A 22,905-nucleotide genomic window follows, 5' to 3' on the forward strand; every position below is an offset into this window, starting at 1 on the left:
AATGAAATAAGGGGGGGAATAGATAACCTGACGGTTATCAATGCCCGTCTCACCGGGTTTGTCTCATGCGAGATCGCACAATAGTGATCATCCCGTGATTCTCAATGTATAGCGCCGCTGCAGCCATCGCGACCGGTGTTTTCGCGGCAGGTGGTATCGAAATGCTTCCTCATGAAAACCAGCTTTTGTAACATGTTTCGAAAATAACGGTCATACCCGCGCAAGCCTCGTGCCTTAACCAGTTCTAAGGGGATTGTTTGTAGCCTCGCGAAGCATATTGTGAACTTTATTTGGTGTCTGATGGGCGAATATCAAAATAGAGTTGTTGAGTTGATGCGGGATCGCGTTGGCGAAAGTATACTCAACAATAAAATCGAGCGCCGCGAAGCATTTCTTCGCAAGGCGCTGGCGCTGTATCACGTCATGGGCGGAGACGCGCAAGGCATGCACGCTGCGGTGGAGGATGTGGTCAACCTGCAAAAGCCGAGTGTCGATGTCGCTATTGGCGACGTGATGCATGAACTGGCAGCAATCGGTCACGTTGCCGATCTCGATATTATTCAGGCCGGGTACAACAAGCTTGACGCCGCTAATTTGCATATTGTGAGCAAGGGCAAGAGGCTTTTGCAGAAGCAGCGGGACCAAAAACTCGCCGGCACGGTGGGAAAATAGGCCGCCCATCGAGGGCGGCCTGCAATATCAGGCCACTTCCCCGACGAGAATCTCCTGCCATGCCTCATAGGCGGAGAGAACCGTTTCCATCTGCGCCGTGTGGCCGGTGATGAAATCGTCGCCATAGATCGTTTCATCGGGATATTCGGTGATCAGCGTCATCGGCACGGTGTGGCGGTCGTCGATGGAGGACAGGCACGGAAAGCCGTTGATGATGCGGAAACCGGTTTCGCCGGCATGGGTCTCGTAAAGTGCGATCTGGCGGTTGTTGTAATCGAGCAGGCCGGGAATGGCGCCAAGATGGCGGGTCACCCGGTCGAGCAGGGCTTCGGCCTGGCTTTCCCAGTCCGCATGGTGGCGGATGATGAGGAAAAAGCCCTTCGGCAGCGTCCACATGGCGAAATTGCGCGGTACATAACCGGAAAGCGGCCGGGTCCATTCATGCGAGGGATAACCGTGCAGGTTCACATGCAGGCTGGCGCCGCTCATCTCCTGCGCCTTGAAGCGGATTTCCTTCTCGTTGATATGGCTGCCGGAATTTTCCTGCGTGCGATATTCGAGATCGTCGCCAAGCGCCGTGTAACGCGCCGCATGGTGCATATGGCGGGGATTATCGACGCGCAACCGCTGGTGCAGCGCGTAACCGTCAGGATTTTCCAGCGGCGAAATGGTGAAATGCGCGCCCTTGCGCTCAGCGAGTTTGCGGGCGGCGCGGATGGCGCCGACGATGCCTGTGGTCTCGTTGGGGTGCTGGCCGCCGCTGATCATCACCGCGGCATCGCTGCCGGTGACATAACGGGCGGCAAGAATGCGACCGGAGCGGGAGCGGGCCTCGAAGGCCTCGCCGCCGATATCCGCCAGTAGCGCCGCCAGCTGGCCTGCCGCAACCGGTTCGCTGGCCGTATCGATCGGCTGTTCACGGCCATCGAGAAAAGCGGTGGTGAGCGTGCGGGCCTCGATGCGGACGGAGACTTCACCTTCGCTTTTCACGATTTCCGGCACGATCTGGCCGGGCTTCAGGCCCCGGTCACCCAGCGCCCGGCCGGACTTCTTCTGGAAGAATTCCAGCAGCGAGAAATAGAAATCCTCATGCAGCGCTTCACGCAGGCTGATGACCTCATCGCCGACGGAGAGGGGCAGATCTTCGGCCGGGTGCGCGACGCGGATGTTCAGCTCTTCGAAATAGGGTTCTTCATCGCCCCAGCCATAGCTGGCGACAGCATCGATCGCCGCTTTGAACAACCGCTCGTAGTCCGTCTCCAGCCGCTCGCCCGCAGCATCGCCCGCAAGCCGGAACCAGCCGGTGGGCGAGACATTGGTTTCGCCGACGATATCGGCGTGAACCCGGTTTGGGGCGAGAACCTTCAGGGTTTCCTTCTTGCCGTTGCGGCTCAGCGTAACGTCGTAATGGAAGGCGTCGTCCTCGCGGCCGATGAAATCGATTTTCGCATCGCCCACCAAAGCCGCCAGCGGATAGGCTTCCAGCCGGAAACGATTGGCGGGGGCGTTGGCGTGCACCGGGTAACGCACCGCGATGGTGTCGACGCCATCCAGATTGATCTCTTCCAGAAAGGTGAAGAGGAGCGGCTTGTAGGCGCTGCGGATGCGGGCGCTGACCCCCTTTTTCTTCAGCCTGTTTTCGGCGTCGCGGCGGCTTTTGGCGTCATCGAAGGTCCATGCCTCGAAGGACTGGCCGGGCTCGGCACTGGCGACAAGAGCATCCAGAGTGCGTTCGAAGGTCTGGTCGAAAATCTGGCTCATCGCTGTTACCTCGAGGTTCTGCCGGTGGGATCGAGGCTGTCGCGCAGCCAGTCGCCGAGAAGGTTGAGGCCAAGCACGGTGAGCAGAATGGCAAGGCCGGGGAAAACGCTGACCCACCATGCCGTCTGCAGATAGGTGCGGCCATCCGCCAGCATGCCGCCCCAGCTCGGAATGGTCGGATCAACGCCGAGGCCGAGGAAGGTGAGGCTGCTTTCCAGGAGGATATTGTTTGCGACATTCAGCGTCATCAGCACGATGACAGGGCCGATCAGGTTCGGCAGCAGGTGCTGGAGAATGATGCGCCAGTCCTTCACGCCGATGGCGCGAGCGGAAAGGATGAATTCCCGCTCCCGCAGCGTCAGCACCGAGCCGCGCACGAGGCGGGCATATTGCACCCATTGCGAGACGATCAGCAGGATGATGGTGTTGGTGAGGCTGCCGCCGACAATGGCGATGAAGGTGATGGCCAAGAGAATGAAGGGCATGGCGAGCTGGATATCGGCAAAGCGCATGACCAGCATATCCCAGAAGCCGCGATAATAACCGGCGACCAGGCCGACGATCACGCCGAAGACCACGGCCCCGATGACCGAGGTGAAACCGACGAGCAGCGAAATCTTGCCGCCGGCCACGACACGGGCCAGTACGTCACGGCCGAGCGGATCGGTGCCGAGCGGATGGGCGGCGCTAGTAAAGGGCTTGGCAAGGCGCGCCATCAGGTCGATCTTTTCGGCACCGCCCGGAAACAGCACGTCGGAAAGAAGAACGGCAAGGCAGATGACGACGGTAAGCAGGGCGCCGAGGATGAATTCGAGATTGTTGAAGCGCGACAGGCGCGAGGTTTTGGCAGCCATCGTCAATTACTCCGTGCGGATGCGCGGATCGACCAGCCCGTAGGCGATATCGACCAGAAGGTTGATGCCGACGATCATCAGCGACAGCACGGTGATGACGGCCTGAAGCACGGGATAATCGCGCGCGCCCACCGCATCGAAGGCGAGCGTGCCGAGGCCCGGCCAGTTGAAGACACGCTCAATGACGACGATGCCGCCGAGCAGTCCGCCGAATTGCAGGCCGAAATAGGTGATGAGCGGAATGGCGCAGTTGCGCAGCGCGTGTTTGTAGAGAACCTTGCTTTCGCTCAGGCCCTTGGCGCGCGCCACCATGACATATTGCGAGCGCAGTGTATCGAGCATGGCCGTGCGCACCAGACGCACATTGGTGGCTGTCAGGATCACGCCCATGGTGACTGACGGCATGATGTAGCTTGCAAAACCGCCCATGCCGCTGGGCGGCAGCCAGCCGAGCGTGATGGAGAACAAGAGCACCAGCATGGTGGCGAGCCAGAAATTCGGGAAGGACAGGCCGACGAGCGAGAAGATGCGGATCACCTGATCGGCCGTCTTGCCGCGCGAGGTCGCGGCCTTGATGCCGAGCGGGATGGAAAGCGCAATCGACACCGCCATGGAGATGAAGGCGAGAAGCAGCGTCGCGGGCAGGGCATCGGCGATGAGGCGTGAGACCGGTGTGCTTCCAGTGAAGCTGCGGCCGAAATCCAGCGTCACAAGGCCCTTCAGGAAGCTGAAATATTGCACGAAGAACGGCCGGTCAGTGCCCAGCGCCGCGCGAATGCGCGCCAGATCGTCTTCCGTCATGCTGCCGCCGCCCTGGAACATGGTGACAGCCGGATCGCCGGTGAGGCGAATGGCGAAGGAAACGAGAAGGGTGATGGCGATGACGACAAAAATCGCCTGCAGCAATCGCTTGATGAGGAAACCGGCCACGTTTTTTACCTTGCGAGGAAACGGGGGAAGAGAAATCCCGCCTTGCCCGCGAGAGGCGGACAAGGCGGCGTGTCAGAGGATCAACCCGCTTATTCGACGGTCACGTCGGTCAGCTTCAGGCGGTTATCCGGCGGTGCGACGAAACCCTTGACCCGCTTGTTGATGCCGTAAATGGCATTGGTGTTGTAAAGCGGAATTTCCAGCGCGCGTTCGGCGGTATAGCTGCCGATTTCCTTGAGGATTTTTTCGCGCTCGGCACGGTCGGTCAGCGGACGCTGGGATTCCAGCAGCTTGTCCAGCTTTTCGTCCTTGTCGTAAGGGTTCCACTTTTCACCCGAGTGGTACATGGAATAGGCCGTGTTGTCGTAATCGAAGGTCCAGCCGCCCCATTTCTGCTGGAACATCGCGCCGGTCTTGCCCTGCGGGATGATGTCGTTCAGCAGCACGTTGGTTTCATAGGGCTTGATGGTGGCGGTGATGCCGACCATGGAGAGGTAGCTGGAAATGACCTGCGCCACCTCGTTCATCGTCGCGTCATTGCCGCGGATATCGATCTGCAACGCCGCACCCGGCTTGACGCCGGCTTCCGCGAGCAGCTTCTTTGCACCTTCCGGATCGTAAGGCAGCGGCTTCAGCTCCGGATCGTAACCGAAGGACAGCGCGCTCTGGAAGCTTGCGATTTCCGATGCCTGGCCGGCAAGGATCGACTTGACGATGGTGCCACGGTCGACGGCCATGATGATCGCCTTGCGCACCTTCGGATCGGCGGTGATGCCGTCACGGGTGTTGAAGCGCAGCGCATCGACCGTCGGGCCGGGCACACTGACGATCTCAAGCTTGGAATCGCCCTCGATAACCGGGATCATGCCGATCGGGATGGTGGGCGGAATGACGAGATCGACGCGGCCGGCCTGCAACTCGGCAACGGCGGTCGCCGGCTCGGCGATGAAGCGGTATTCCAGTTCGGAAAGCTTTGGCGCGCCGCCCCAGTAATCCGGGTTGGCTTCCAGCTTGATATTGGTCTTCGGCGCGTAGGAAACGAATTTGAATGCGCCGGTGCCGACTGGGTTGAGGTTGAAATTGTCCTCGCCCTTTTCCTTGATATAGGCAGGCGGAACGATCATGCCGCCATAACCGGCAAGCTTGGTCAGCAGCACCGGATCGGGCGCCTTCAGCTTCATGTCGACGGTGTAATCGTCGATAACGTCGACGCTTTCGATGGCGACATAGTTGGAGCGCTGCGGGCCCTTGGCGCCCTGTTCGCCGAGAAGGCGCTCGAAGGTGAACTTGACGGCGGCGGCGTTGAAGGGCTCACCATTGTGGAACTTAACGTTCTGGCGCAGCTTGAAGCGGATGCGTTTGCCTTCATCCAGCTCTTCCCAGGATTCGGCAAGGCCGGGCACGACCTTCAGGTCCGGGCCGCGATAGGTGAGGCCATCGAAGATGTTGGTGGCGACAGCCGCCCATTGCACGAGGAAGGTGTCGATCGGATCCCAGCTGCCCGGGTCCTGTGGGCTGGAAATGGTCATCTTGCCGGCGGCAAGAGCCGGTGCGGCGGTGAAGGCCGTGGCGGCCATGGCAAGTGCGACGAACGTTGTCGTCATCCCCTTCTTGATTATTGTCATCTACCTGTTCCTCTTCAGATGGTTGCGGTTCTGGTTGTTATTCAGGCGCTCTTCGCGATGAAGTGGCCCGGATTGATTTCCTCATGGGCGAGAATGGCCGGCTCGTCGCCCACACGGCGCACGGGATTGGGGATTTCGCCCTCGATCATGGCGATGCGGCGCTCGATGGTCGGATCGGCGACCGGCACGGCCGAAAGCAGGCGGCGGGTATAATCATGCGTCGGTGTTTCGAACACCTGCCGGCGGCTGCCCATTTCCATGATCTGGCCGAGATAGAGCACGGCGACGCGGTGGCTCATCTTTTCCACGACAGCCATGTCGTGGCTGATGAAGAGATAGGCGAGTCCGCGTTCGGCCTGCAGGTCCATGAACAGATTGATGATCTGCGCCTGAATGGAGACGTCGAGCGCCGACAGCGCCTCGTCGGCGATGATGAGCTTCGGATCGGAAGCCAGCGCACGGGCAATACAGACACGCTGGCGCTGGCCGCCGGAAAACTCGTGCGGATACCGCGATGCGTGCTCGGAGGAGAGGCCCACACGCTCCAGCAATTCATCCACACGCCGCCTTACGGCCTTCTGATGATTGATCAAACCATGGGTGTTGATCGGTTCGGCAATCGAAAAACCGACCGTCTTGCGCGGATCGAGCGAGGCGAAGGGGTCCTGGAAGATATATTGCACTTCCTGGCGCATGCGAAAACGTTCCGCCGCCGACATCTGCGAATAGCTGCGGCCGTTGAAGGATATTTCGCCTGACACCGCCGATTGCAGCTGCTGGATGGTGCGGCCGATGGTGGATTTGCCCGACCCGGATTCGCCGACCAACGCCAGCGTTTCGCCGGCATGAATATCAAAGCTCACCTTCTGCACGGCGCTGCAACGGTGGGTCGCCTTGCCGAACAGGTTCTTGCGGATATCGAAACGGACAAACAGGTCCTTGACCGACAGCAGCGGCTTGGCGTCGTATTTCGCGGTGTTTTGCACGCGCTCCTCACCAACCACGATCGGCTGGCCGTCCTGCAGCACCGTGAGGGGCAGGCGCTTTGGAAACTCCTCGCCTTCCATGCTGCCGAGGCGCGGAACGGCGGAAAGCAGGGCGCGCGTGTAAGGATGCTGCGGATTGGCGAAGATATCTTTTACAGGACCTTCCTCGACCTTCTTGCCCTTCCACATCACGACGACGTCGTCGGCCATTTCCGCCACCACACCCATGTCGTGGGTGATGAAGACCATGCCCATGCCGAGCTTCTTCTGCAGGTCGCGCATGATGTTGAGGATCTGCGCCTGAATGGTGACGTCAAGCGCCGTGGTCGGCTCGTCGGCGATCAGAAGCTTCGGCTGGCAGGCGAGCGCCATGGCGATCATCACGCGCTGGCGCATGCCGCCGGAAAGCTGGTGCGGATAACGTTTCAGAAGTTCGGCCGCGTCGGGCAGGCGCACCATTTCGAGGAGTTCCTGCGCCTGCGCCATCGCCGCCTGCTTGCCCATCTTCTCATGCAGCACAAGCACTTCGCAGATCTGGTCGCCGATGGTGAAGACGGGGTTGAGCGAGGTCATCGGCTCCTGGAAGATCATGGCGATCTCCTTGCCGCGGATCGCGCGCATCTCTTTCTGCGAAGCCTTCAGCAAGTCCCTGCCTTCAAACAGGATTTTGCCGGTGGGGTAGGTCGCGCCCATCATGTCCGCAAGGCGCATGGTGGAGAGCGATGTGACCGATTTTCCCGATCCGGATTCGCCGACGACCGCGACCGTGCGGCCGGGCTTCACGCTGAAGGAGATATCGTCCACGACGCGGCTATTGCCGAACTCGACGCTCAGGCCTTCGACCGAGAGGAGGGCGTTTGCGTGTGCGGCAGTCATGTCAGCGTCTCCGGCGTGGCGCACGCGGCAAAGCTGGCGCGGCCATCTGAAAATGGGGAAGGGCAAAATGTCTCGGGCAGGCGGGTGCTGGACGACGCCATGGGCAAGGACGGGGATGTCGCGAAGAGCTGCATGTCTTCAGGCCGTTTTGTCGGCGGAATGCACATAGGCCGTCGCCCGCAGACGCGGCACATTCGATGTCACCGAAGCGCCGAAGGCAACCTCATCAGTATCGGCCGGATGATTGGCGTCGGCCGCAGATTCGACGATGCGCATGTAACTTAAATTCCCCACCCTTGTTTTGCCGAAAAAGCTAACAAAACCGAACAATCATGTCCAGAGTGTTGAACAATTTTTGTGTACTGCTCTACAAATACGCAGCTGCATCGATTTTGAGCGCGAGTTCCTGAAGAATGCTTCGCAATGATGCGTGTATTCCAGGATAATTGTCGTTAAAAACCTTTGAGAAGAACGATGAGGAACGGGAATGCCGGGCATGAACAACAAGGCAGGCGCAGTCAGGCTGAGGGGCTTTTTACGGTGCTTGTCCAAGGATGATGTCGAACTGGTGCGACGCCACCTTCCCGAACATCTGCGTCTGACCAGAGCGGAACCCGGCTGTCTTTCCTTCGATGTGTCCGAGACAGACGATCCCCTGATCTGGCAGGTGGAGGAGCTTTTTGCCGATCGTGCCGCCTTCGATTTTCATCAGCAGCGGACGCGGGCGTCGGAGTGGTTCACAATGACTTCCGCCATTCCACGCGACTACGAGATAACGACATTGGCGTGAATGAAAACAGGCCGCAGCGGCATTCCTGCCGGCTGCGGCCTGTTCCGATTCTGCGCCGGGACTTATTCCTTCGGCATGCCGACCGGCGGGGCAAGCCGTCGTTGTGCGGCAATACGGAAGGGCGCGTTCATTGCGCCATAACCGCCATAGGCCCCGCGCCTTTCGATGATTTCGAAGAAGAAACCCTCGCCGAAGGTGCGGCTGTAGATCTGGAAATATTCGCCATTGTCGTCGCGGTCATAGAGAATGCTCGCGGCCCGCAACGCGTCGGAAAATTCCGGCTCCAGCCCGAAACGGGCTTCCAGATCGTCGTAATAATTGCGCGAGATCGGCAGGGCGTGGAAACCGCGCGCCTGCATCGCTCTGGCCGTCGCGAAAATATCGTCGGTGGCGAAGGCGATGTGCTGGATGCTGGTGCCGAAGCCCTCGGCCAGAAATTTGCCGGCGAAGGTCTTGCGATTATCCGCACCGTTCATGGTCAGGCGGAAATGCGGCGAGGGAACGCTTTCGATGGCCTGGCTGCGCACCAGTCCGCCCGGATCGACCACATCGACCATCGGCGTGCGGCGGGTGGAAAACAGTGAAGTGTAAAACAGAAGCCAGGTCAGCATTTCATCATAATGCGTTGTTTGCGCGAGATGATCGATGCGCTTCAACCCGGCATCGCCCTCCGTTTCCGGGGCGCCCGTGGAGACGAATTCCTTGTCCCAGATGGAGGCGAGCGCCGGCGAAGCATCAAGGAAATAGATGACGCCGTTGCCCACACCCTGAATGGCGGGAACGGCGACTTCGCCTGATTTGCGCGGCTCGGCGAAGGTGGGCGCGCCGAGCGCTGCGGCCCGGGCAAGCGCCGCCCCGGCATCATCCACCTTCAGGCCGAAGGCATAGGCATTGGTGCCGTGGATGGAATAGGACGCACCGGCGAAACTGTCGCCGTCATCGCTGGTATTGATAACGATGCGGATGTCACCCTGCGTATAAAGATCGACGCTGCGGTTGCGATGCCGTGCGGTTTTCTCAAAACCAAGCGTGGCAAGCAGAGCCTCCAGATTGGCCTTTTCTTCCGGCGCGGTGGTGAATTCCACGAATTCCACGCCTTGCGTCTCAACCCGTTCCGGCATGGCGGGCACGTCGATGCGGATATCCGGTTCGAGACGCCGCACCTGATCCATAAGGTTGATGAGCGAGCGGTGACCGTCTTCGGCGAGCAGGCGCGCGGAGCCGCCGCGGAACTGGTCGTTGAAGATTTCGAGCGATATCGGGCCGCTATAGCCGGTTGCGGCCACGGCGCGCATGAAATCCACGACCGGCAGATCGCCTTCGCCCGGCATGTTGCGGAAATGGCGGCTCCAATAAAGCAGGTCCATGTCGATGAGCGGCGCATCGGCCAGCTGCACGATGAATATCTTGTCGCCGGGAATGGAGCGGATCGAATTCGGGTCGATCTTGCGCGACAGCGTGTGGAAACTGTCGAGAATGATGCCGACATTGGCGTGGTCTGCGCGGCGCACCACTTCCCAGGCATCACGGTGATCGCTGATATGGCGGCCCCAGGCCAGCGCCTCGTAACCGACGCGCACGCCGTGTCTCGCCGCAAGCTCCCCCAGTTGATGGAAATCGGCGGCGGCGCGGTCGATGCCGCCGAGCGAGACCGGCGAGACATTCGAGCAGATCAGCATCAGATCGGTGCCGAGTTCGCCCATGATATCGAACTTGCGCTGCGCTCTCTCGAAGGCGCGGGCGCGGTGCGGTTCCGGCATGCCCTCGAAATCGCGGAAAGGCTGGAAAAGGGTGATATCCAGCCCGTGGTCGGCGGCCAGCGCCTTCACCTCGCGCGGCGAGGCGTCATAGGCGAGGAAATCATTCTCGAAAATCTCCACGCCGCTGAAACCCGCCTTGGCGATGGCCGCCAGTTTTTCCGGGAACTCGCCGCTGATCGACACGGTTGCGATGGATGTGCGCATTGGCATGCCGTGTCCTGTTGTGTCATAGCTCGCCATATTGCCTTCCTTTTCAGCCTTATGTACTAATTGGTTAATAAAGGGGACGCCGCCGGATGGCAGCCCCGTCCAGGGAATGAAGCATGAGCAAAAGCACGACCTTGAGCGACGCCCGCGATACCCGGCAGGCGAAACGCGACCCGGAAGGGGTGCGCCGGGACATTCTTTCGGTCGCGATGGAAGAGTTTTCGCAAAACGGCCTGTCGGGCGCGCGCATAGACGAGATCGCTGCCCGCACGCGAACCTCCAAGCGCATGATCTATTATTATTTCAGCGACAAGGAGAGCCTTTACCAGCGCGTGCTGGAGGAGGCTTATGCCAAGGTGCGCGGCGGCGAAAGCGATCTGGAGCTGGACGATCTGGAGCCGGCGGCGGCGCTCGACAAGCTCTGTCGGTTCACCTTCGATCACCACAGGCGTAATCCGGCCTTCATCCGCATGGTGATGATCGAGAACATCCATCATGGCCGGCACATGCAGTCTTCCGAAACGATCCGCCAGTTGAACCGCCCGGCCATCGACGCGCTGGAAGGCGTGCTGCTGCGCGGCCAGAAGCGCGGCATCTTTCGTGAAGGCATCGATGCGCTGGAACTGCACTGGCAGATCAGCGCGCTGTCCTTTTTCAACGTCTCGAACGTCGCGACCTTCTCGTTCATCTTCGGCGACAGCCTTTATACGGACAGGGGCCAGGAGACATTGTCGCGGCATGTCAGCGACATGGTGTTGCGTTATGTGCTGACGCCCGCCCATATCACGACGGGCGCGAAAGACGGCCGATGAGGTGGCGCAGCGCCACGTCATAACCTTCGATGCCGAGACCGGCGATCACGCCTTCGGCGCGGGTCGAGACATAAGAATGGTGCCGGAAAACCTCGCGTTTGTGGATGTTGGAAATATGCACCTCGATCACCGGCCCCTCGAAGGCATTGAGGGCGTCGAGGATGGCCACGGAAGTGTGGGTGAAGGCCCCCGGATTGATGACAATGCCCGCGGACTTGCCGCGGGCCTCGTGAATCCAGTCGATCAGCTCATATTCCCGGTTGCTCTGGGCAAAAAACAGCGTGTGACCGGCGGCTTCGGTCATGCTGCGGCAGTTGGCCTCGATGTCGGCGAGCGTCTCATAACCGTAGATTTCCGGCTGGCGCTGGCCGAGCAGGTTGAGGTTGGGGCCGTTGAGGATGGTGAAAAGGCTCATGCGACCCCCTCCGCCATGCAAAGCTCGGTGAAATGCGCGGTCATGCGCCCGGCATCCGGTTCGCGGCCGCAGAAGAGGCGGAATGCGCCAACGGCCTGAAACACCGTCATGCCGCCGCCGGGCAGGGTGCGACAGCCCTTTTTCGCCGCCGTCGCCAGCAGCTCTGTGACGAGCGGCATATAGACGATATCGGCCACCCAGTGCCGCTGTTCGATGAGATCGGCCGCAACCGGCATGCCGGGATGGGCGGGCATGCCCATTGGCGTGGCGTGGATCAGGCCATCGGCAAAGGGCAGCGAGGCGGCGGGATCGTTCACGGCATGCGCGCGGCCTTCGCCGAAGCGGGCATTGAGTTCCCGGGCCAGTTGTTGCGCCCGCGGGAAATCCCGGTCGAAAATGTCGAGACTGATAATATCGAGCTTCAACGCGGCATGGGCGACCGCCACACCCGCGCCACCGGCGCCGACCAGAAGCGCCCGGTCACGCTTGGCATCCGGCAGGCCGCGAACGAAGCTTTCGTAAAAGCCGTACCAGTCGGTATTGTGGCCGATGCGGCGTCCATCCTTAAAGACGACGGTGTTGACCGCGCCCAGCATGCGGGCATCGTCCGACAGTTCGTGCAGATGCGGTATGACGGCCTGCTTGAAGGGATGGGTGATGTTGGTGCCGGCAAAACCGCGCGACTCCAGCTCGTCCAGCAGGTCGGGAAGGGCGCTGGCCGGCAGTTTGCGGGCGGTGACATCGACAAGCTCGTAGGAATAGTCGAGACCATGGGCCGCCCCTTCGCGCATGTGCAGCGCGGGCGATTTGGAAAGTTGTATATCGGCGCCTATCAGGCCGACCTTGAAGGATGTTTTCTCTGTCATGATCACGTGTCGCTCATCGGACGGTGTGGGAGAGGCGGGATTATTCCCGCCCGCCTTAAGAGCGCGCGAACCTCAGTGGTGGGCGAGAATTTCGCCGAGGAACGTGCGCGTGCGCTGGTGCTTGGGATCGCGGAAGAATTCCTCCGGCGGGCCTTCCTCGATGATCTCGCCTTCCGACATGAAGATCACCCGATCGGCCACCTGCCGTGCGAAGCCCATTTCATGGGTCACGCAGATCATCGTCATGCCGTCGCGGGCAAGGCCGATCATGGTGTCGAGCACTTCTTTCACCATTTCCGGGTCGAGCGCCGAGGTCGGCTCATCGAACAGCATGGCCTTCGGTTCCATGCACAGCGCCCGGGCGATTGCTGCGCGCTGCTGCTGGCCGCCGGAAAGCTGGGCCGGGTACTTGTCGGCCTGGTTGAGAATGCGCACGCGTTCCAGATATTTGCGCGCCGTCGCCTCCGCATCGGCCTTGGAAAGACCCTTCACCCGCATGGGTGCGAGCGTGCAGTTTTCCATGATGGTCTTGTGCGGAAAGAGATTGAAGCTCTGGAACACCATGCCCACTTCGCGGCGAACCGCATCGATGGCGCGGCTGGAATCCGACAGCGTCGTTCCCTCGACCGTGATCTTGCCCTCCTGGATCTCCTCCAGATGGTTGATACAGCGGATGAGCGTGGATTTGCCCGAACCGGACGGGCCGCAAAGAACGATTTTTTCGCCTTTGCGAACCGTCATATTGACGCTTTTAAGCGCGTGGAAGGCTCCATACCACTTTCCTACCCCTTCAAGGGCGATCAGCGGAGCCTGAGCGGCGGATTGCGGCATGGAACTTTCCTTCATGCTTGGCAGCAGTTTTAGTTGATGGTGTAGGGAATGTCGGGAAGCGAGGCCGGAAACTGCGGCACCGGGCGCTTCATCCATTTGGCGTAGACTTTCGCGAGGTCGCCATTGGCCTTGATCTTGTCCAGATAGGCGTTCAGCGCTTCGTTCCAGTCCTTTTCGCCGGGGCGCGTGGCGGCGCTGTTATAGAGGGTCACGAGGTCGAACTTCACCTCATAATCCTTGCCGCCGGCGGCCGAAAGCCGGTCGCCATAGAACTGGTTGCCGCCGATCGCCTCGATTTGGCCCGACAGGATCGCCTGGATGGTGGCGGCGTCGTCATCGAAACGAAGGATATTCGCTTTCGAACCCGCGCCGGCGGTCAAGGCCGTGTCCATCGGGCTGGATTTCGGCGCACCGACCGTCATGCCCGTCAGATCGTCGAAACTGGCGATCTTCTTGTCCTTCGTGGCATAGACCGACATGACATTATGCGCGTAAGGCTGCGCATATTGCACGTTCTTCGCGCGCTCCGGCGTCATCCCCATCGATGCGAACAGGGCGTCCACCTTGCCGGTGCGCAGCGAAGGAATGCGGTTGGCGACTGTGAGCGGCACGAACTCCACCTTCAGCCCCAGATAATCCGCAAACCCCCTCGCCAGATCGGCATCATAGCCTTCCTGAACGCCGGTGGAATTGATGAAACCCCAGGGCGCATTATCGCCCTGGATACCGATTACGACCTTGCCGCTGGCTTTTGCCTCGTCAAGGGTTCTGGCATCCGCCGCTGCGGGCGTCAGAACCGGCAGCAAAGCTGCCGCCAGTCCCACCGCAACGGTTGCTCGCCAACCCGTGAGGGTTTTCAAGATACTCATTGCTTTTCTCCTCCCAAATCCAGACAGCCGTTACTTCACGGTGAAAGGGATGTCGGGCAGGCTGTCCGGGAAGGCCGGAACTTCGCGCTTCATCCACTTGTCGTAGATCTTGGCGAGCTGGCCGTCGGACTTGATCTTGTCGAGGAAGGCGTTGACGGTTTCGTTCCAGTCCTTTTCACCCGGGCGGGTGCCGGCGCCGTTATAAAGCGTCGTCAGGTCGAACTTCGGTTCGTATTTGCCTTCGGCAGCCTTGTTCAGGCGGTCGCCGTAGAACTGGTTGCCGCCGACAACCTCGACCTGGCCTGAGATCAGCGCCTGAATATTGGCGGCGTCATCATCGAAGCGCAGGATATTGGCCTTGGAGCCGGCGCCGGCGGTAATCGCCGTATCCATGGCGCTGGATTTCGGCACGCCGACGTCAATACCGGTCAGATCGTCATAGCCGCCGATTTTCTTGTCCTTGGGGCCATAGACGGAGAGCACGTTGCCGGCATAGGGCTTGGAATATTGAATGGTCTTGGCGCGTTCTGCCGTCATGCCCATGGTTGCGAACAGCAGGTCGACCTTGCCGGTCAGCAAAGCGGGAATGCGGTTGGCCACGGCGAGCGGCACGAATTCCACCTTGACGCCGAGATAGTTAGCAAAGGCCTTGCCGATATCGGCATCGAGGCCGTCCTGCACGCCGCTGGAATTGACGAAGCCCCACGGCGAGTTGTCGCCCTGAATGCCGATGACGACCTTGCCCTTGGCCTTGGCCTCTTCCACCGTGCCGGCGAAAGCATCGACCGGTACGACGAAGGGCAGGGCAACCGTTGCCGCGGCGAGCGCGAGCAGGGCGCGACGAGAGAATTTCATGCTGGTGGTTTTCATCTTTGGCTCCTCCTTACAAAGCTGATGAGTTCTTCACGACTTAGCGGGTTGCGGTCTGCAGCCGCTTTTCAACGCTGGCGCCCCACAGGGAAAGCGGCCAGCAGATCAGGAAATAGATGATGCCGACGAGGGCGAAGACGGTGAGCGGGCGGAACGTCTGGTTGGAGACGATCTGGCCGGCGCGCGACAGCTCGACGAAGCCGACAATGGCCGCAAGCGAGGTGCCCTTGATGAGCTGCACGAGGAAACCGATGGTGGCCGGCAGCGAAATCTTGAATGCCTGCGGCAGGACCACGTCCTTCATGCGCGAGATGTAATGCAGGCCGAGCGCATTGGCGGCTTCCGTCTGGCCCTTCGGCACCGCCTGGATGCCGCCGCGCCAGATTTCGCCGAGAAAGGCGCTGGCATGCAGCGTGAAGGCGATGGCGACCGCGATCCACGCATCGACATTAAAGCCCGCAAGCGCCACGCCGTAATACACCACGAAAAGCTGCATCAGGAGCGGCGTGCCCTGGAAAACGGCGATGTAACCGGTGCTGGCGCGCTGGATTGCCGGGCTGTCCGCGACGCGGGCAAGCGCCACGCAAAGGCCAAAAACGCCGCCGCCGATAAAGCCGATGATGGTCAGCGCAAGCGTCCATTTCAGACCTTGCAGCAGGAAGAAGAGTTCGTTGGGACCGATGGATGCCATTGTCTTTTCCTCACTTGACCGGATAGCTGAAGGATGCACGGGAGATGAGCGAGAAAATGCCCATCATCAGCGAGGAAATGACCAGATAAAGCAGCGTGATCGAGAAATAGACCTCGAAGGACCGGAACGTATCCGCCTCGATCTTCTGCGCCACCGAGGTCAGTTCGTAAGCCGCGATCGAGGTGCAGACCGAGGTGGTCAGCGTCAGCATGATGAACTGGCTGGTGAGCGACGGGTAGACTGCCCGCAGCGCCGGCTTCAGGATGATATGGCGGAAGATCTGCGTGCGGTGAAGACCGAGCGCCAGTCCCGCTTCAACCTGGCCCTTGGGAATGGAATCGACACCGCCGCGAATGATTTCAATCGCATAGGCGCCGCCGTTCAGAGCCAGCGCGATGATGGCCGTCACCGTCGGGTTGAGCTTGATGCCGATCTGCGGCAGGGCGAAGAAGATGAAGAATATCTGCACCAGAAACGGCGTGTTGCGGATGGCTTCCACAAAGCCGATGACGAGCCCGCGCAGCAGCTTGAACCGCGAGCGGCGGGCGACCACGCCCAGAACGCCGATGACGGTGGCGAGTGACATGCCCGCAATCGCAAGGCCGATCGTCGCCAGACACGCCAAAAGCAGCTCGGGCAGGCGGTCTATGACCGCCGAAAAATCGAGACTGTAAGACATTCTTCCTCCCAACCCGTTCGGGTCCGGACAGGCGTTTCGCCTTGCCCGCATCGCTTTGGAAACCTTGCGGCGCCAAAGCCCTCCATTTGTCGGTGCCACTGCAGGTTTCAAACCCTTGTCGGCGGCGTCCTGTTAATCTTAATGTTTGTACCAGTTAGTTCATTTTTGTGTCAAGCGCTATGTCCGGTTAAAAAGCAGCTTCCGCGCTGTTTTTTCATTCTCTGTATTTTTGAATAAAGTCTTTTTTATCAATGACTAATGCGAAGAAGCGCAAGCGCTTTCCACGCGTCGTCGAGCCGCCTTCGGCCTGCCGTTCGGCAGTGTCCGGAAGCCCTGTTGGCACACCAAATGGACCGCCTTGCGGCTAGTTTTCGCCTGCGCCCAGCCTGTCTATCTGCCCCGCCAATCGCTCGGCGATCAGCAGCGAGGCGCCCGTTGCCGTCACCATTTGCGGAAGCGACAGCCATTCCAGCATCCAGCCGGCGCCCGACCTTTCCTGTTCGTGCACCAGAGACTGGTGCAGCGCCGATATCTGCACGGCATTAAAGCGTGCGAGCGTCACCAGCGTTTCGGCATTGACCGGGTTCTGTTTGTGCGGCATGGCAGAGGAGCCGCCGCCGCCGGAGAGAAGGATTTCCCCACCGAGTTCGGCCATCAGCGCGATATCCTGCCCGAATTTGCCGAGCGTACCGGTGATAAGCGAGAGAATATTGCCGAATTCGGCGATGCCGTCGCGCTGGCTCTGCCATTGCTGTCTGTCTGCAAGGCCGAGCCGTTTTGCAAGATCGGCGCGCACCGCTTCGGCATTGTCGCCGAGCTTTTCCAGCGTGCCGGCAGCCCCGCCGAACTGCAGGGAAAAACCGCCCTGCGTGAAGGTTTCCAGACGCAGCAGGTGACGTTCCAGCGGTGCGATCCAGCTTGCCGCTCGGTCGGCCACGGTGATGCCGATGGCGGCCTGCATGCGGGTATAGCCCGTCAACGGGTTATGGCCGTCGCGGGCCGCAATGTCTCCCAGCGTGTCGATGAGGTGACCGAGCCGGGCAGCGATGATTTCCGCCGCCATCTTCAACCGCAGCATCAGGCTGGTATCGATGACATCCTGGCTCGTTGCACCGAAATGCACCTTGTCCGCCGCCTGACCGGCGACCGCGGCCCGCATCTGCCGGATGAGTTCGGGAACCACAACCCCGTCCTTTGCGACGCCGTTGCGAAGCCCGGTCATATCGGCGGCAAAGTCCGAAAGTCCCGAGACGATCGCTTCCGCCACATCCTCGGAGATGATGCCGGCCTTCGCTTCCGCCTGCGCCAGCCCCGTCTCGAAACGGACCATGGCGTCGATATCCGCTCTTGCCGAAAACAGCTCGACGATTTCACTGTCGCCGAAAAGGCCGGACAGAAACGGATGCTCGAAGGGGGAAAGGCTCATCTTCTGTCTCGCTCAAATATCGAAAAACACGGTTTCGCCTTCGCCCTGAAGGCGGATATCGAAACGATAGACGTTACCTTGCTCCTTCTGGGCGACAAGCGTGGCGATGCGGCTCTTCTGCTCAACACGGGCAAGAACCGGATCGGCAGCGTTGGCCTCCTGTTCTTCCGGGAAATACATGCGGGTCTGCAGGCCGATATTGATGCCGCGTGCGACGATCCAGAAGGTGATGTGCGGCGCCATCGGCCGGCCGTCGCGGAACGGCACCGTACCAGGCTTGATCGTCTCGAAAACGAACTCGCCGGTATCCATGTCGCCGGGCGAGCGGCCCCAGCCGATGAAATTCGGGTCGGCCTTGCCGCGCGTTTCGCTGGGGCTGTTGTAATACCCATCGGTATCGGCCTGCCAGATTTCGATCAGCGCGTCTTTGAGCGGCATTCCCGCGCCGTCATAGACCGTGCCGCGCACGCTGATGCGTTCGCCGCGCGCCTTGTCGTTATAAAGCGGGCCGGAACCGAGATCCTTTTCGAACACACCTTCGATGCCGACGAAGTTGGGCGTGCAGCCGATATGCACATAGGGGCCCGCCGTCTGCGAGGCGGTTTCCTTGAAATAGTTGAGCGGCTGAACCATGGTCAGTTGCCCTCCATGCGGTTTTCGAAAAGGGTCGAGCGGCGGCCGCGCAGGACGATATCGAACTTGTAGGCGAGCATATCCATCGGCAGCGTCGCATTCATGTCCAGCGGCGCGATCAGTCTTCTGATCGCATCCTCATCCGGAATGGTCTTGACGATCGGACATTTCCAGATCAGCGGATCGCCTTCGAAATACATCTGGGTGATGAGACGCTGGGCGAAACCGTGGCCGAAGACCGAGAAGTGAATATGAGCCGGCCGCCAGTCATTGACGCCGTTCGGCCAGGGATAAGCGCCCGGCTGGATGGTCTTGAACCAGTAATAGCCGTTTTCATCGGTGATCGTGCGGCCGACGCCGCCGAAATTCGGATCGATGGCGGCGAGGTAGCTTTCCTTCTTGTGGCGGTAGCGGCCGCCGGCATTGGCCTGCCAGAATTCCACCAGTGCGCCATCCACACCGCGGCCGCGCTCGTCCAGCACCCGGCCGTGCACCAGAATGCGGGGGCCAACAGGCATTTCGCCGGGGCGGGCATAGTTGAGGATGAGATCGTTATCCAGCGGGTTCAGCATGCCATGGCCGAAGACCGGCCCGGTGATCTCGCTCTTGGTGCCCTCAAGCGAAATCAGAGCGCGCTGCGGCGAGCGCAGGATCGAGGTCTTGTATCCGGGTGCATAGGCCAGCGGGTGAATATCGCGGTTGCGCGCGAAGAACGGCCCGGTTTCGGGCGGTTGGTTGCTCATTTCGTCTCCTCCTCGCTGGAACTATCGGCTTTCATACCGGCCAGGGCAAGCTTGGCGATCTTGAAAGCGTGGTTGGCGGCGGGCACGCCGGCATAGATCGCCACATGCAGCAGCGCCTCGCGAATATCCGCCTCGGTGGCGCCGGTATTGGCGGTGGCGCGAACATGCATGGCCAGCTCCTCATCCTGCCCCAGCGCGGCGAGCAGGGCGATGGTGACCATCGAGCGCTCCCGCTTCGTCCAGTGGTTGCCGGACCACACAGTTCCCCAGGCGGCTTCGGTGATGAGCTGCTGGAAAGGCTGGTCGAAACCGGACGTCATGGTCTGCGCCCGGTCCACATGGGCGTCGCCGAGCACGGAGCGGCGGGTCTTCATGCCCTGTTCGAAACGTTCGTTCTTGTCGATATGGTCCGCCATCGGTCAATGCTCCGGCAATGTCTTGATAAAAATGGTGGCTGCCTGCGCGTAAGCGAGCGGCTGTTCAAGGCAGGGAATGTGGCCGCAGCCGGCGATGGTGACGAAGCGGCTTGCGGGAATGAGACCCGCCAGCGATTGCACCAGTTCCGGCGGTGTCGAGCCGTCCTGATCACCCGCGATACAAAGCGCCGGAACGGCGATACGCCCGGCCTTTTCGGTAAAATCCGCATCGCGGATGGCGGCGCAGGTGCCGCTATAACCGGCTTCCGGTTGTTGCGAGAGCATATTGCGCGCGCCGGCATAGGCGGCATTGTCAGGCTGGCGGAAGGCGGGTGTGAACCAGCGCTCCATGACGGGATCGACCAGCGAGGCGAGGCCATCGGCGGCGATCTTGTCGATGCGGGCATTCCACATCTCGGCCGTGCCGATCTTGTGGGCGGTGTTGCTGAGTACAAGCGCGCGGACGAGATCGGGACGGCGGGCATAAAGCCCCTGCGCAATCAGGCCGCCAACGGACAGACCCCAGATGATTGCGCCTTTTACGCCGAGATGATCGAGCAGCGCGATCAGGTCAACGGCGTGATCGTCGATGGAATAGGGAGCATGCCCGACATCGGAAAGCCCGTGGCCGCGCTTGTCATGCAGCACATAAGCATAATCATCGCCAAGCGCTTCAATCACCGCATCCCAGATGCGGAAATCGGTGCCGAGCGAATTGATGAAGGCGATGACCGGCTTGCCTGTGTCCAATCCCTTGACGCTATAATGGATCACGGTCTCGCCGCAGCGCAGAAAATGCATGATGTGCTCCTCCTGTCAGGGATATTGCAAGCGTGTTCCGGTTAAGTAAAATGACATTATCGATGAAAATCATAACCTGTGGATTATATGAACGATGGTCGATCAACGTATCAAGTTCCGCCACCTGCAGACTTTCGTGGAGGTGGCGCGGCAGAAAAGCGTCATCCGGGCTGCGGAAATCCTGCATGTCAGCCAGCCGGCGGTGACGAAGACGATCCGTGAGCTGGAAGATATTCTCGGTGTCTCGCTGTTCGATCGGGAGGGGCGCGGCATCCGCATCAGCCGTTATGGCGAGGTGTTCCTGCGTCATGCGGGCGCGACGATGACGGCGCTGCGGCAGGCGGTTGATTCCGTTTCGCAGGAGGCCGCGCGCGCCGGTCCGCCGGTGCGGGTCGGCGCTCTGCCTACGGTTTCGGTGCGAATCATGCCGAAGGCGATGGCCGGTTTTCTGGCGGAAAAGACCGGCAGCCCGGTGAAGATCGTCACGGGCGAAAACGCCGTGCTGCTGGAACAATTACGGGTCGGCGATCTCGATCTTGTTGTCGGCCGCTTGGCCGCGCCGCAGAAAATGGCGGGCTTTTCCTTTGAGCATCTCTATTCGGAAAAGGTCCGCTTCGTGGTGCGCGCCGGCCACCCGCTGTTATCGCCCGGCCTTTCGGTGTTCGACCATCTGCACGAATATCCGGTGCTGATGCCAACACGGCAATCGGTCATCGGCCCCGTCGTCGAGCAGTTCCTGATCGCCAACGGCGTTCCGGCCCTGCCTATCCGCATCGAAACCGTATCGGACGCCTTCGGCCGCGCCTTCCTGCGCACCAGCGATGCGATCTGGATCATCTCGGAAGGTGTGGTGGCGGCGGATGTGGCGGATGGTATTCTCGCAATCCTGCCTGTTGAGACCGGCGATACCAGCGGCCCGGTGGGGCTGACGGTGAGGGCCGACACGCAGCCCACGCTGCCGCTGTCGCTGCTGATGCAGGCCATCCGCGAGGCGGCGGGCGAGTTGCTGGATGGTAGGGCTGAAGGGTGATCACGCTCTCGACGTCATCCTCGGCCTTGTGCCGAGGATTTAATCACGTCGAGTAAAATCACTACGTTGCAGATCCTCGGGACAGGCCCGAGGATGACTTCGACACAAGTGGCGTGGCCCACCTAATAGGGAAGCCCCACATAATTCTCCGCAAGCGCGGTCGACGCCGCGCGCGATTGCACGAGGTAATCCAGTTCCGCCTCCTGTATGCGCTGGCCGAAATCTCCGGTATCGGGGAAACGATGCATCATCGTCGTCATCCACCACGAGAAACGCACGGCCTTCCAGACGCGGGACAGCGCCTTCTGCGAATAGCCGTCGATACCGGCCTCTGACCGGTCGCGGTAAAATTCGATCAGCGCCTCGCTCAGATAATGCACATCGCTGGCGGCGAGGTTGAGACCCTTCGCGCCGGTGGGCGGCACGATGTGGGCGGCGTCTCCGGCAAGGAACAGTCGGCCGAACCGCATCGGTTCACAGACGAAGGAGCGGAGCGGTGCGATGGATTTTTCAAAGGATGGGCCCGTCACCATGGCGTCCGCATGATTTTCCGGCAGGCGGCGGCGGATTTCGTTCCAGAAACGCTCGTCGCTCCAGTCCTCCGGCCGGTCATCCAGCGAACATTGGATGTAATAACGGCTGCGCGTGTGCGACCGCATGGAACAGAGCGCAAAACCGCGCGGATGGTTGGCGTAGATGAGCTCGTGGTTGACGGGCGGCACGTCAGCGAGAATGCCGAGCCAGCCGAAAGGATAGACCTTCTCGAATTCTTTGATCGCGCCCTGAGGCACCGATTTGCGGCTGACCCCGTGGAAGCCGTCGCAGCCGGCGATGAAATCGCAATCGATCCGGTGGGTTACGCCATCTTTCTGATAGGTGACATAGGGGCTGGCGCCATTAAAATCATGCGGCTCGACATCAGATGCATCGTAAATGGTCACGAGGCCGGCTGCGTCGCGCACATCCATCAGGTCATGGGTCACCTCGGTCTGGCCATAGACCATCACATGGCTGCCGCCGGTCAGGTCGAAGAGATCGATACGGTGGTCGCGGCCGTCGAAGGTGAGAGAAAAACCGTCATGCGGCAGGCCTTCGCGGCGCAGGCGCTTATCCGCGCCGACCTTTTCCATGAGCTGCACCGTGCCTTCTTCCAGCACGCCGGCGCGGACACGGCCGAGGATGTAGTCCTTGCTGACCCGGTCGAGAATGACGGTCTCGACGCCTTCTCTGGCCAGAAGCTGGCCAAGCAGAAGCCCTGACGGGCCGGAGCCGATGATGACGACCTGGGTGCGCATTGTTTCCTCCCGAACTTGTCTCCTATCAAGAAATTGCCGAGGGGATGCGGAAAGCTCAATGGACTTT

The 22,905-nt window shown here is 60.6% G+C and carries 24 protein-coding genes; 4 read left to right on the forward strand and 20 right to left on the reverse strand.

Features of this window, described 5'->3' with window-relative positions:
* The first annotated feature begins 300 nt into the window (after positions 1–300).
* The gene (locus tag CFB10_RS22100) at positions 301–672 is read left to right on the forward strand and encodes a hypothetical protein (RefSeq protein WP_020009052.1); all 372 of its coding nucleotides are present in this window, start codon (positions 301–303) and stop codon (positions 670–672) included.
* 27 nt (positions 673–699) lie between these two features.
* Here CFB10_RS22100 and CFB10_RS22105 read toward each other — a convergent pair whose 3' ends face one another.
* The 6 genes from CFB10_RS22105 to CFB10_RS24100 form a co-directional block, all read right to left on the reverse strand.
* A complete protein-coding gene (locus tag CFB10_RS22105) occupies positions 700–2,433 on the reverse strand; it encodes a M14 family metallopeptidase (RefSeq protein ID WP_020009051.1) in 1,734 nt (577 codons plus the stop codon).
* Between the two features lie 5 nt (positions 2,434–2,438).
* Entirely contained in the window at positions 2,439–3,287 is an 849-nt protein-coding gene (locus CFB10_RS22110) for an ABC transporter permease (RefSeq protein ID WP_004430999.1), read from the reverse strand.
* A 6-nt stretch (positions 3,288–3,293) separates the two neighbouring features.
* Positions 3,294–4,217 (reverse strand): ABC transporter permease, encoded by a 924-nt coding sequence (locus CFB10_RS22115; protein ID WP_003505487.1) that lies wholly within the window; start codon positions 4,215–4,217, stop codon positions 3,294–3,296.
* Between the two features lie 89 nt (positions 4,218–4,306).
* A complete protein-coding gene (locus CFB10_RS22120) occupies positions 4,307–5,842 on the reverse strand; it encodes an ABC transporter substrate-binding protein (RefSeq protein WP_026363370.1) in 1,536 nt (511 codons plus the stop codon).
* Between the two features lie 41 nt (positions 5,843–5,883).
* Positions 5,884–7,704, reverse strand: coding sequence for an ABC transporter ATP-binding protein (locus CFB10_RS22125; protein ID WP_020009049.1), 1,821 nt, complete (start codon positions 7,702–7,704; stop codon positions 5,884–5,886).
* A 138-nt stretch (positions 7,705–7,842) separates the two neighbouring features.
* Complete coding sequence (locus CFB10_RS24100; RefSeq protein WP_020009048.1) at positions 7,843–7,980, reverse strand: hypothetical protein; 138 nt, start codon at positions 7,978–7,980, stop codon at positions 7,843–7,845.
* A gap of 211 nt (positions 7,981–8,191) precedes the next feature.
* On the opposite strand from CFB10_RS24100, the gene CFB10_RS22130 reads away from it, so the two are divergent.
* Positions 8,192–8,494: a putative quinol monooxygenase gene (locus CFB10_RS22130; RefSeq protein WP_026363369.1), complete on the forward strand. Its 303-nt coding sequence runs from the start codon at positions 8,192–8,194 to the stop codon at positions 8,492–8,494.
* A 62-nt stretch (positions 8,495–8,556) separates the two neighbouring features.
* Here the strand turns inward: CFB10_RS22130 and CFB10_RS22135 are convergent, their stop codons facing one another.
* The gene (locus CFB10_RS22135; RefSeq protein WP_020009046.1) at positions 8,557–10,458 is read right to left on the reverse strand and encodes a bifunctional sugar phosphate isomerase/epimerase/4-hydroxyphenylpyruvate dioxygenase family protein; all 1,902 of its coding nucleotides are present in this window, start codon (positions 10,456–10,458) and stop codon (positions 8,557–8,559) included.
* A 119-nt stretch (positions 10,459–10,577) separates the two neighbouring features.
* On the opposite strand from CFB10_RS22135, the gene CFB10_RS22140 reads away from it, so the two are divergent.
* A complete protein-coding gene (locus CFB10_RS22140) occupies positions 10,578–11,273 on the forward strand; it encodes a TetR/AcrR family transcriptional regulator (protein ID WP_020009045.1) in 696 nt (231 codons plus the stop codon).
* Here CFB10_RS22140 and aroQ read toward each other — a convergent pair.
* From aroQ to pcaD, 12 genes are all read right to left on the reverse strand, one after another.
* A complete protein-coding gene (gene aroQ / locus CFB10_RS22145; RefSeq protein ID WP_020009044.1) occupies positions 11,245–11,688 on the reverse strand; it encodes a type II 3-dehydroquinate dehydratase in 444 nt (147 codons plus the stop codon). The genes CFB10_RS22140 and aroQ overlap by 29 nt on opposite strands.
* On the reverse strand, positions 11,685–12,554 hold the full coding sequence (locus CFB10_RS22150) for a shikimate dehydrogenase (RefSeq protein ID WP_026363368.1): 870 nt from the start codon (positions 12,552–12,554) through the stop codon (positions 11,685–11,687). Before CFB10_RS22150 ends, aroQ begins: the two co-directional genes overlap by 4 nt.
* A gap of 72 nt (positions 12,555–12,626) precedes the next feature.
* Positions 12,627–13,385: an amino acid ABC transporter ATP-binding protein gene (locus CFB10_RS22155; RefSeq protein WP_026363367.1), complete on the reverse strand. Its 759-nt coding sequence runs from the start codon at positions 13,383–13,385 to the stop codon at positions 12,627–12,629.
* A gap of 29 nt (positions 13,386–13,414) precedes the next feature.
* Positions 13,415–14,254, reverse strand: coding sequence for a transporter substrate-binding domain-containing protein (locus CFB10_RS22160; RefSeq protein WP_020009041.1), 840 nt, complete (start codon positions 14,252–14,254; stop codon positions 13,415–13,417).
* Between the two features lie 30 nt (positions 14,255–14,284).
* Entirely contained in the window at positions 14,285–15,124 is an 840-nt protein-coding gene (locus tag CFB10_RS22165; protein WP_020009040.1) for a transporter substrate-binding domain-containing protein, read from the reverse strand.
* Between the two features lie 40 nt (positions 15,125–15,164).
* Positions 15,165–15,815, reverse strand: coding sequence for an amino acid ABC transporter permease (locus CFB10_RS22170; RefSeq protein ID WP_020009039.1), 651 nt, complete (start codon positions 15,813–15,815; stop codon positions 15,165–15,167).
* 10 nt (positions 15,816–15,825) lie between these two features.
* Positions 15,826–16,494 carry an amino acid ABC transporter permease gene (locus tag CFB10_RS22175; protein WP_003505505.1) on the reverse strand — a complete coding sequence of 223 codons (669 nt, stop codon included), beginning with the start codon at positions 16,492–16,494 and terminating at the stop codon, positions 15,826–15,828.
* Positions 16,495–16,858: 364 nt separating this feature from the next.
* On the reverse strand, positions 16,859–17,920 hold the full coding sequence (locus CFB10_RS22180; RefSeq protein ID WP_020009038.1) for a 3-carboxy-cis,cis-muconate cycloisomerase: 1,062 nt from the start codon (positions 17,918–17,920) through the stop codon (positions 16,859–16,861).
* A gap of 12 nt (positions 17,921–17,932) precedes the next feature.
* Positions 17,933–18,553: a protocatechuate 3,4-dioxygenase subunit alpha gene (gene pcaG / locus CFB10_RS22185; protein WP_020009037.1), complete on the reverse strand. Its 621-nt coding sequence runs from the start codon at positions 18,551–18,553 to the stop codon at positions 17,933–17,935.
* Positions 18,554–18,555: 2 nt separating this feature from the next.
* Positions 18,556–19,296 (reverse strand): protocatechuate 3,4-dioxygenase subunit beta, encoded by a 741-nt coding sequence (pcaH, locus tag CFB10_RS22190; RefSeq protein WP_003505508.1) that lies wholly within the window; start codon positions 19,294–19,296, stop codon positions 18,556–18,558.
* Positions 19,293–19,712, reverse strand: coding sequence for a 4-carboxymuconolactone decarboxylase (gene pcaC / locus CFB10_RS22195; protein ID WP_020009036.1), 420 nt, complete (start codon positions 19,710–19,712; stop codon positions 19,293–19,295). The genes pcaH and pcaC overlap by 4 nt, the downstream gene beginning before the upstream one ends.
* Positions 19,713–19,715: 3 nt before the next feature.
* Complete coding sequence (gene pcaD / locus CFB10_RS22200; protein WP_020009035.1) at positions 19,716–20,513, reverse strand: 3-oxoadipate enol-lactonase; 798 nt, start codon at positions 20,511–20,513, stop codon at positions 19,716–19,718.
* A 94-nt stretch (positions 20,514–20,607) separates the two neighbouring features.
* Here pcaD and pcaQ point away from each other — a divergent pair, with 94 nt between their 5' ends.
* Entirely contained in the window at positions 20,608–21,543 is a 936-nt protein-coding gene (pcaQ, locus tag CFB10_RS22205; RefSeq protein ID WP_020009034.1) for a pca operon transcription factor PcaQ, read from the forward strand.
* Positions 21,544–21,665: 122 nt separating this feature from the next.
* Here the strand turns inward: pcaQ and pobA are convergent, their stop codons facing one another.
* On the reverse strand, positions 21,666–22,838 hold the full coding sequence (gene pobA, locus CFB10_RS22210) for a 4-hydroxybenzoate 3-monooxygenase (RefSeq protein ID WP_020009033.1): 1,173 nt from the start codon (positions 22,836–22,838) through the stop codon (positions 21,666–21,668).
* Positions 22,839–22,905: the final 67 nt, after the last annotated feature.

Source organism: Agrobacterium sp. 719_389 (genome assembly GCF_900188475.1).
Taxonomy (GTDB): Bacteria; Pseudomonadota; Alphaproteobacteria; order Rhizobiales; family Rhizobiaceae; genus Agrobacterium; species Agrobacterium radiobacter.

Coding starts and splice junctions, on each gene's coding strand:
- CFB10_RS22100 (WP_020009052.1), top strand. CDS start 301: ATGGGCGAATATCAAAATAGAGTTGTTGAGTTGATGCGGGATCGCGTT.
- CFB10_RS22105 (WP_020009051.1), bottom strand. CDS start 2,433: ATGAGCCAGATTTTCGACCAGACCTTCGAACGCACTCTGGATGCTCTT.
- CFB10_RS22110 (WP_004430999.1), bottom strand. CDS start 3,287: ATGGCTGCCAAAACCTCGCGCCTGTCGCGCTTCAACAATCTCGAATTC.
- CFB10_RS22120 (WP_026363370.1), bottom strand. CDS start 5,842: ATGACAATAATCAAGAAGGGGATGACGACAACGTTCGTCGCACTTGCC.
- CFB10_RS22125 (WP_020009049.1), bottom strand. CDS start 7,704: ATGACTGCCGCACACGCAAACGCCCTCCTCTCGGTCGAAGGCCTGAGC.
- CFB10_RS24100 (WP_020009048.1), bottom strand. CDS start 7,980: ATGCGCATCGTCGAATCTGCGGCCGACGCCAATCATCCGGCCGATACT.
- CFB10_RS22130 (WP_026363369.1), top strand. CDS start 8,192: ATGCCGGGCATGAACAACAAGGCAGGCGCAGTCAGGCTGAGGGGCTTT.
- CFB10_RS22135 (WP_020009046.1), bottom strand. CDS start 10,458: ATGCGCACATCCATCGCAACCGTGTCGATCAGCGGCGAGTTCCCGGAA.
- CFB10_RS22140 (WP_020009045.1), top strand. CDS start 10,578: ATGAGCAAAAGCACGACCTTGAGCGACGCCCGCGATACCCGGCAGGCG.
- aroQ (WP_020009044.1), bottom strand. CDS start 11,688: ATGAGCCTTTTCACCATCCTCAACGGCCCCAACCTCAACCTGCTCGGC.
- CFB10_RS22150 (WP_026363368.1), bottom strand. CDS start 12,554: ATGACAGAGAAAACATCCTTCAAGGTCGGCCTGATAGGCGCCGATATA.
- CFB10_RS22155 (WP_026363367.1), bottom strand. CDS start 13,385: ATGCCGCAATCCGCCGCTCAGGCTCCGCTGATCGCCCTTGAAGGGGTA.
- CFB10_RS22160 (WP_020009041.1), bottom strand. CDS start 14,254: ATGAGTATCTTGAAAACCCTCACGGGTTGGCGAGCAACCGTTGCGGTG.
- CFB10_RS22165 (WP_020009040.1), bottom strand. CDS start 15,124: ATGAAAACCACCAGCATGAAATTCTCTCGTCGCGCCCTGCTCGCGCTC.
- CFB10_RS22170 (WP_020009039.1), bottom strand. CDS start 15,815: ATGGCATCCATCGGTCCCAACGAACTCTTCTTCCTGCTGCAAGGTCTG.
- CFB10_RS22175 (WP_003505505.1), bottom strand. CDS start 16,494: ATGTCTTACAGTCTCGATTTTTCGGCGGTCATAGACCGCCTGCCCGAG.
- CFB10_RS22180 (WP_020009038.1), bottom strand. CDS start 17,920: ATGAGCCTTTCCCCCTTCGAGCATCCGTTTCTGTCCGGCCTTTTCGGC.
- pcaG (WP_020009037.1), bottom strand. CDS start 18,553: ATGGTTCAGCCGCTCAACTATTTCAAGGAAACCGCCTCGCAGACGGCG.
- pcaH (WP_003505508.1), bottom strand. CDS start 19,296: ATGAGCAACCAACCGCCCGAAACCGGGCCGTTCTTCGCGCGCAACCGC.
- pcaC (WP_020009036.1), bottom strand. CDS start 19,712: ATGGCGGACCATATCGACAAGAACGAACGTTTCGAACAGGGCATGAAG.
- pcaD (WP_020009035.1), bottom strand. CDS start 20,513: ATGCATTTTCTGCGCTGCGGCGAGACCGTGATCCATTATAGCGTCAAG.
- pcaQ (WP_020009034.1), top strand. CDS start 20,608: ATGGTCGATCAACGTATCAAGTTCCGCCACCTGCAGACTTTCGTGGAG.
- pobA (WP_020009033.1), bottom strand. CDS start 22,838: ATGCGCACCCAGGTCGTCATCATCGGCTCCGGCCCGTCAGGGCTTCTG.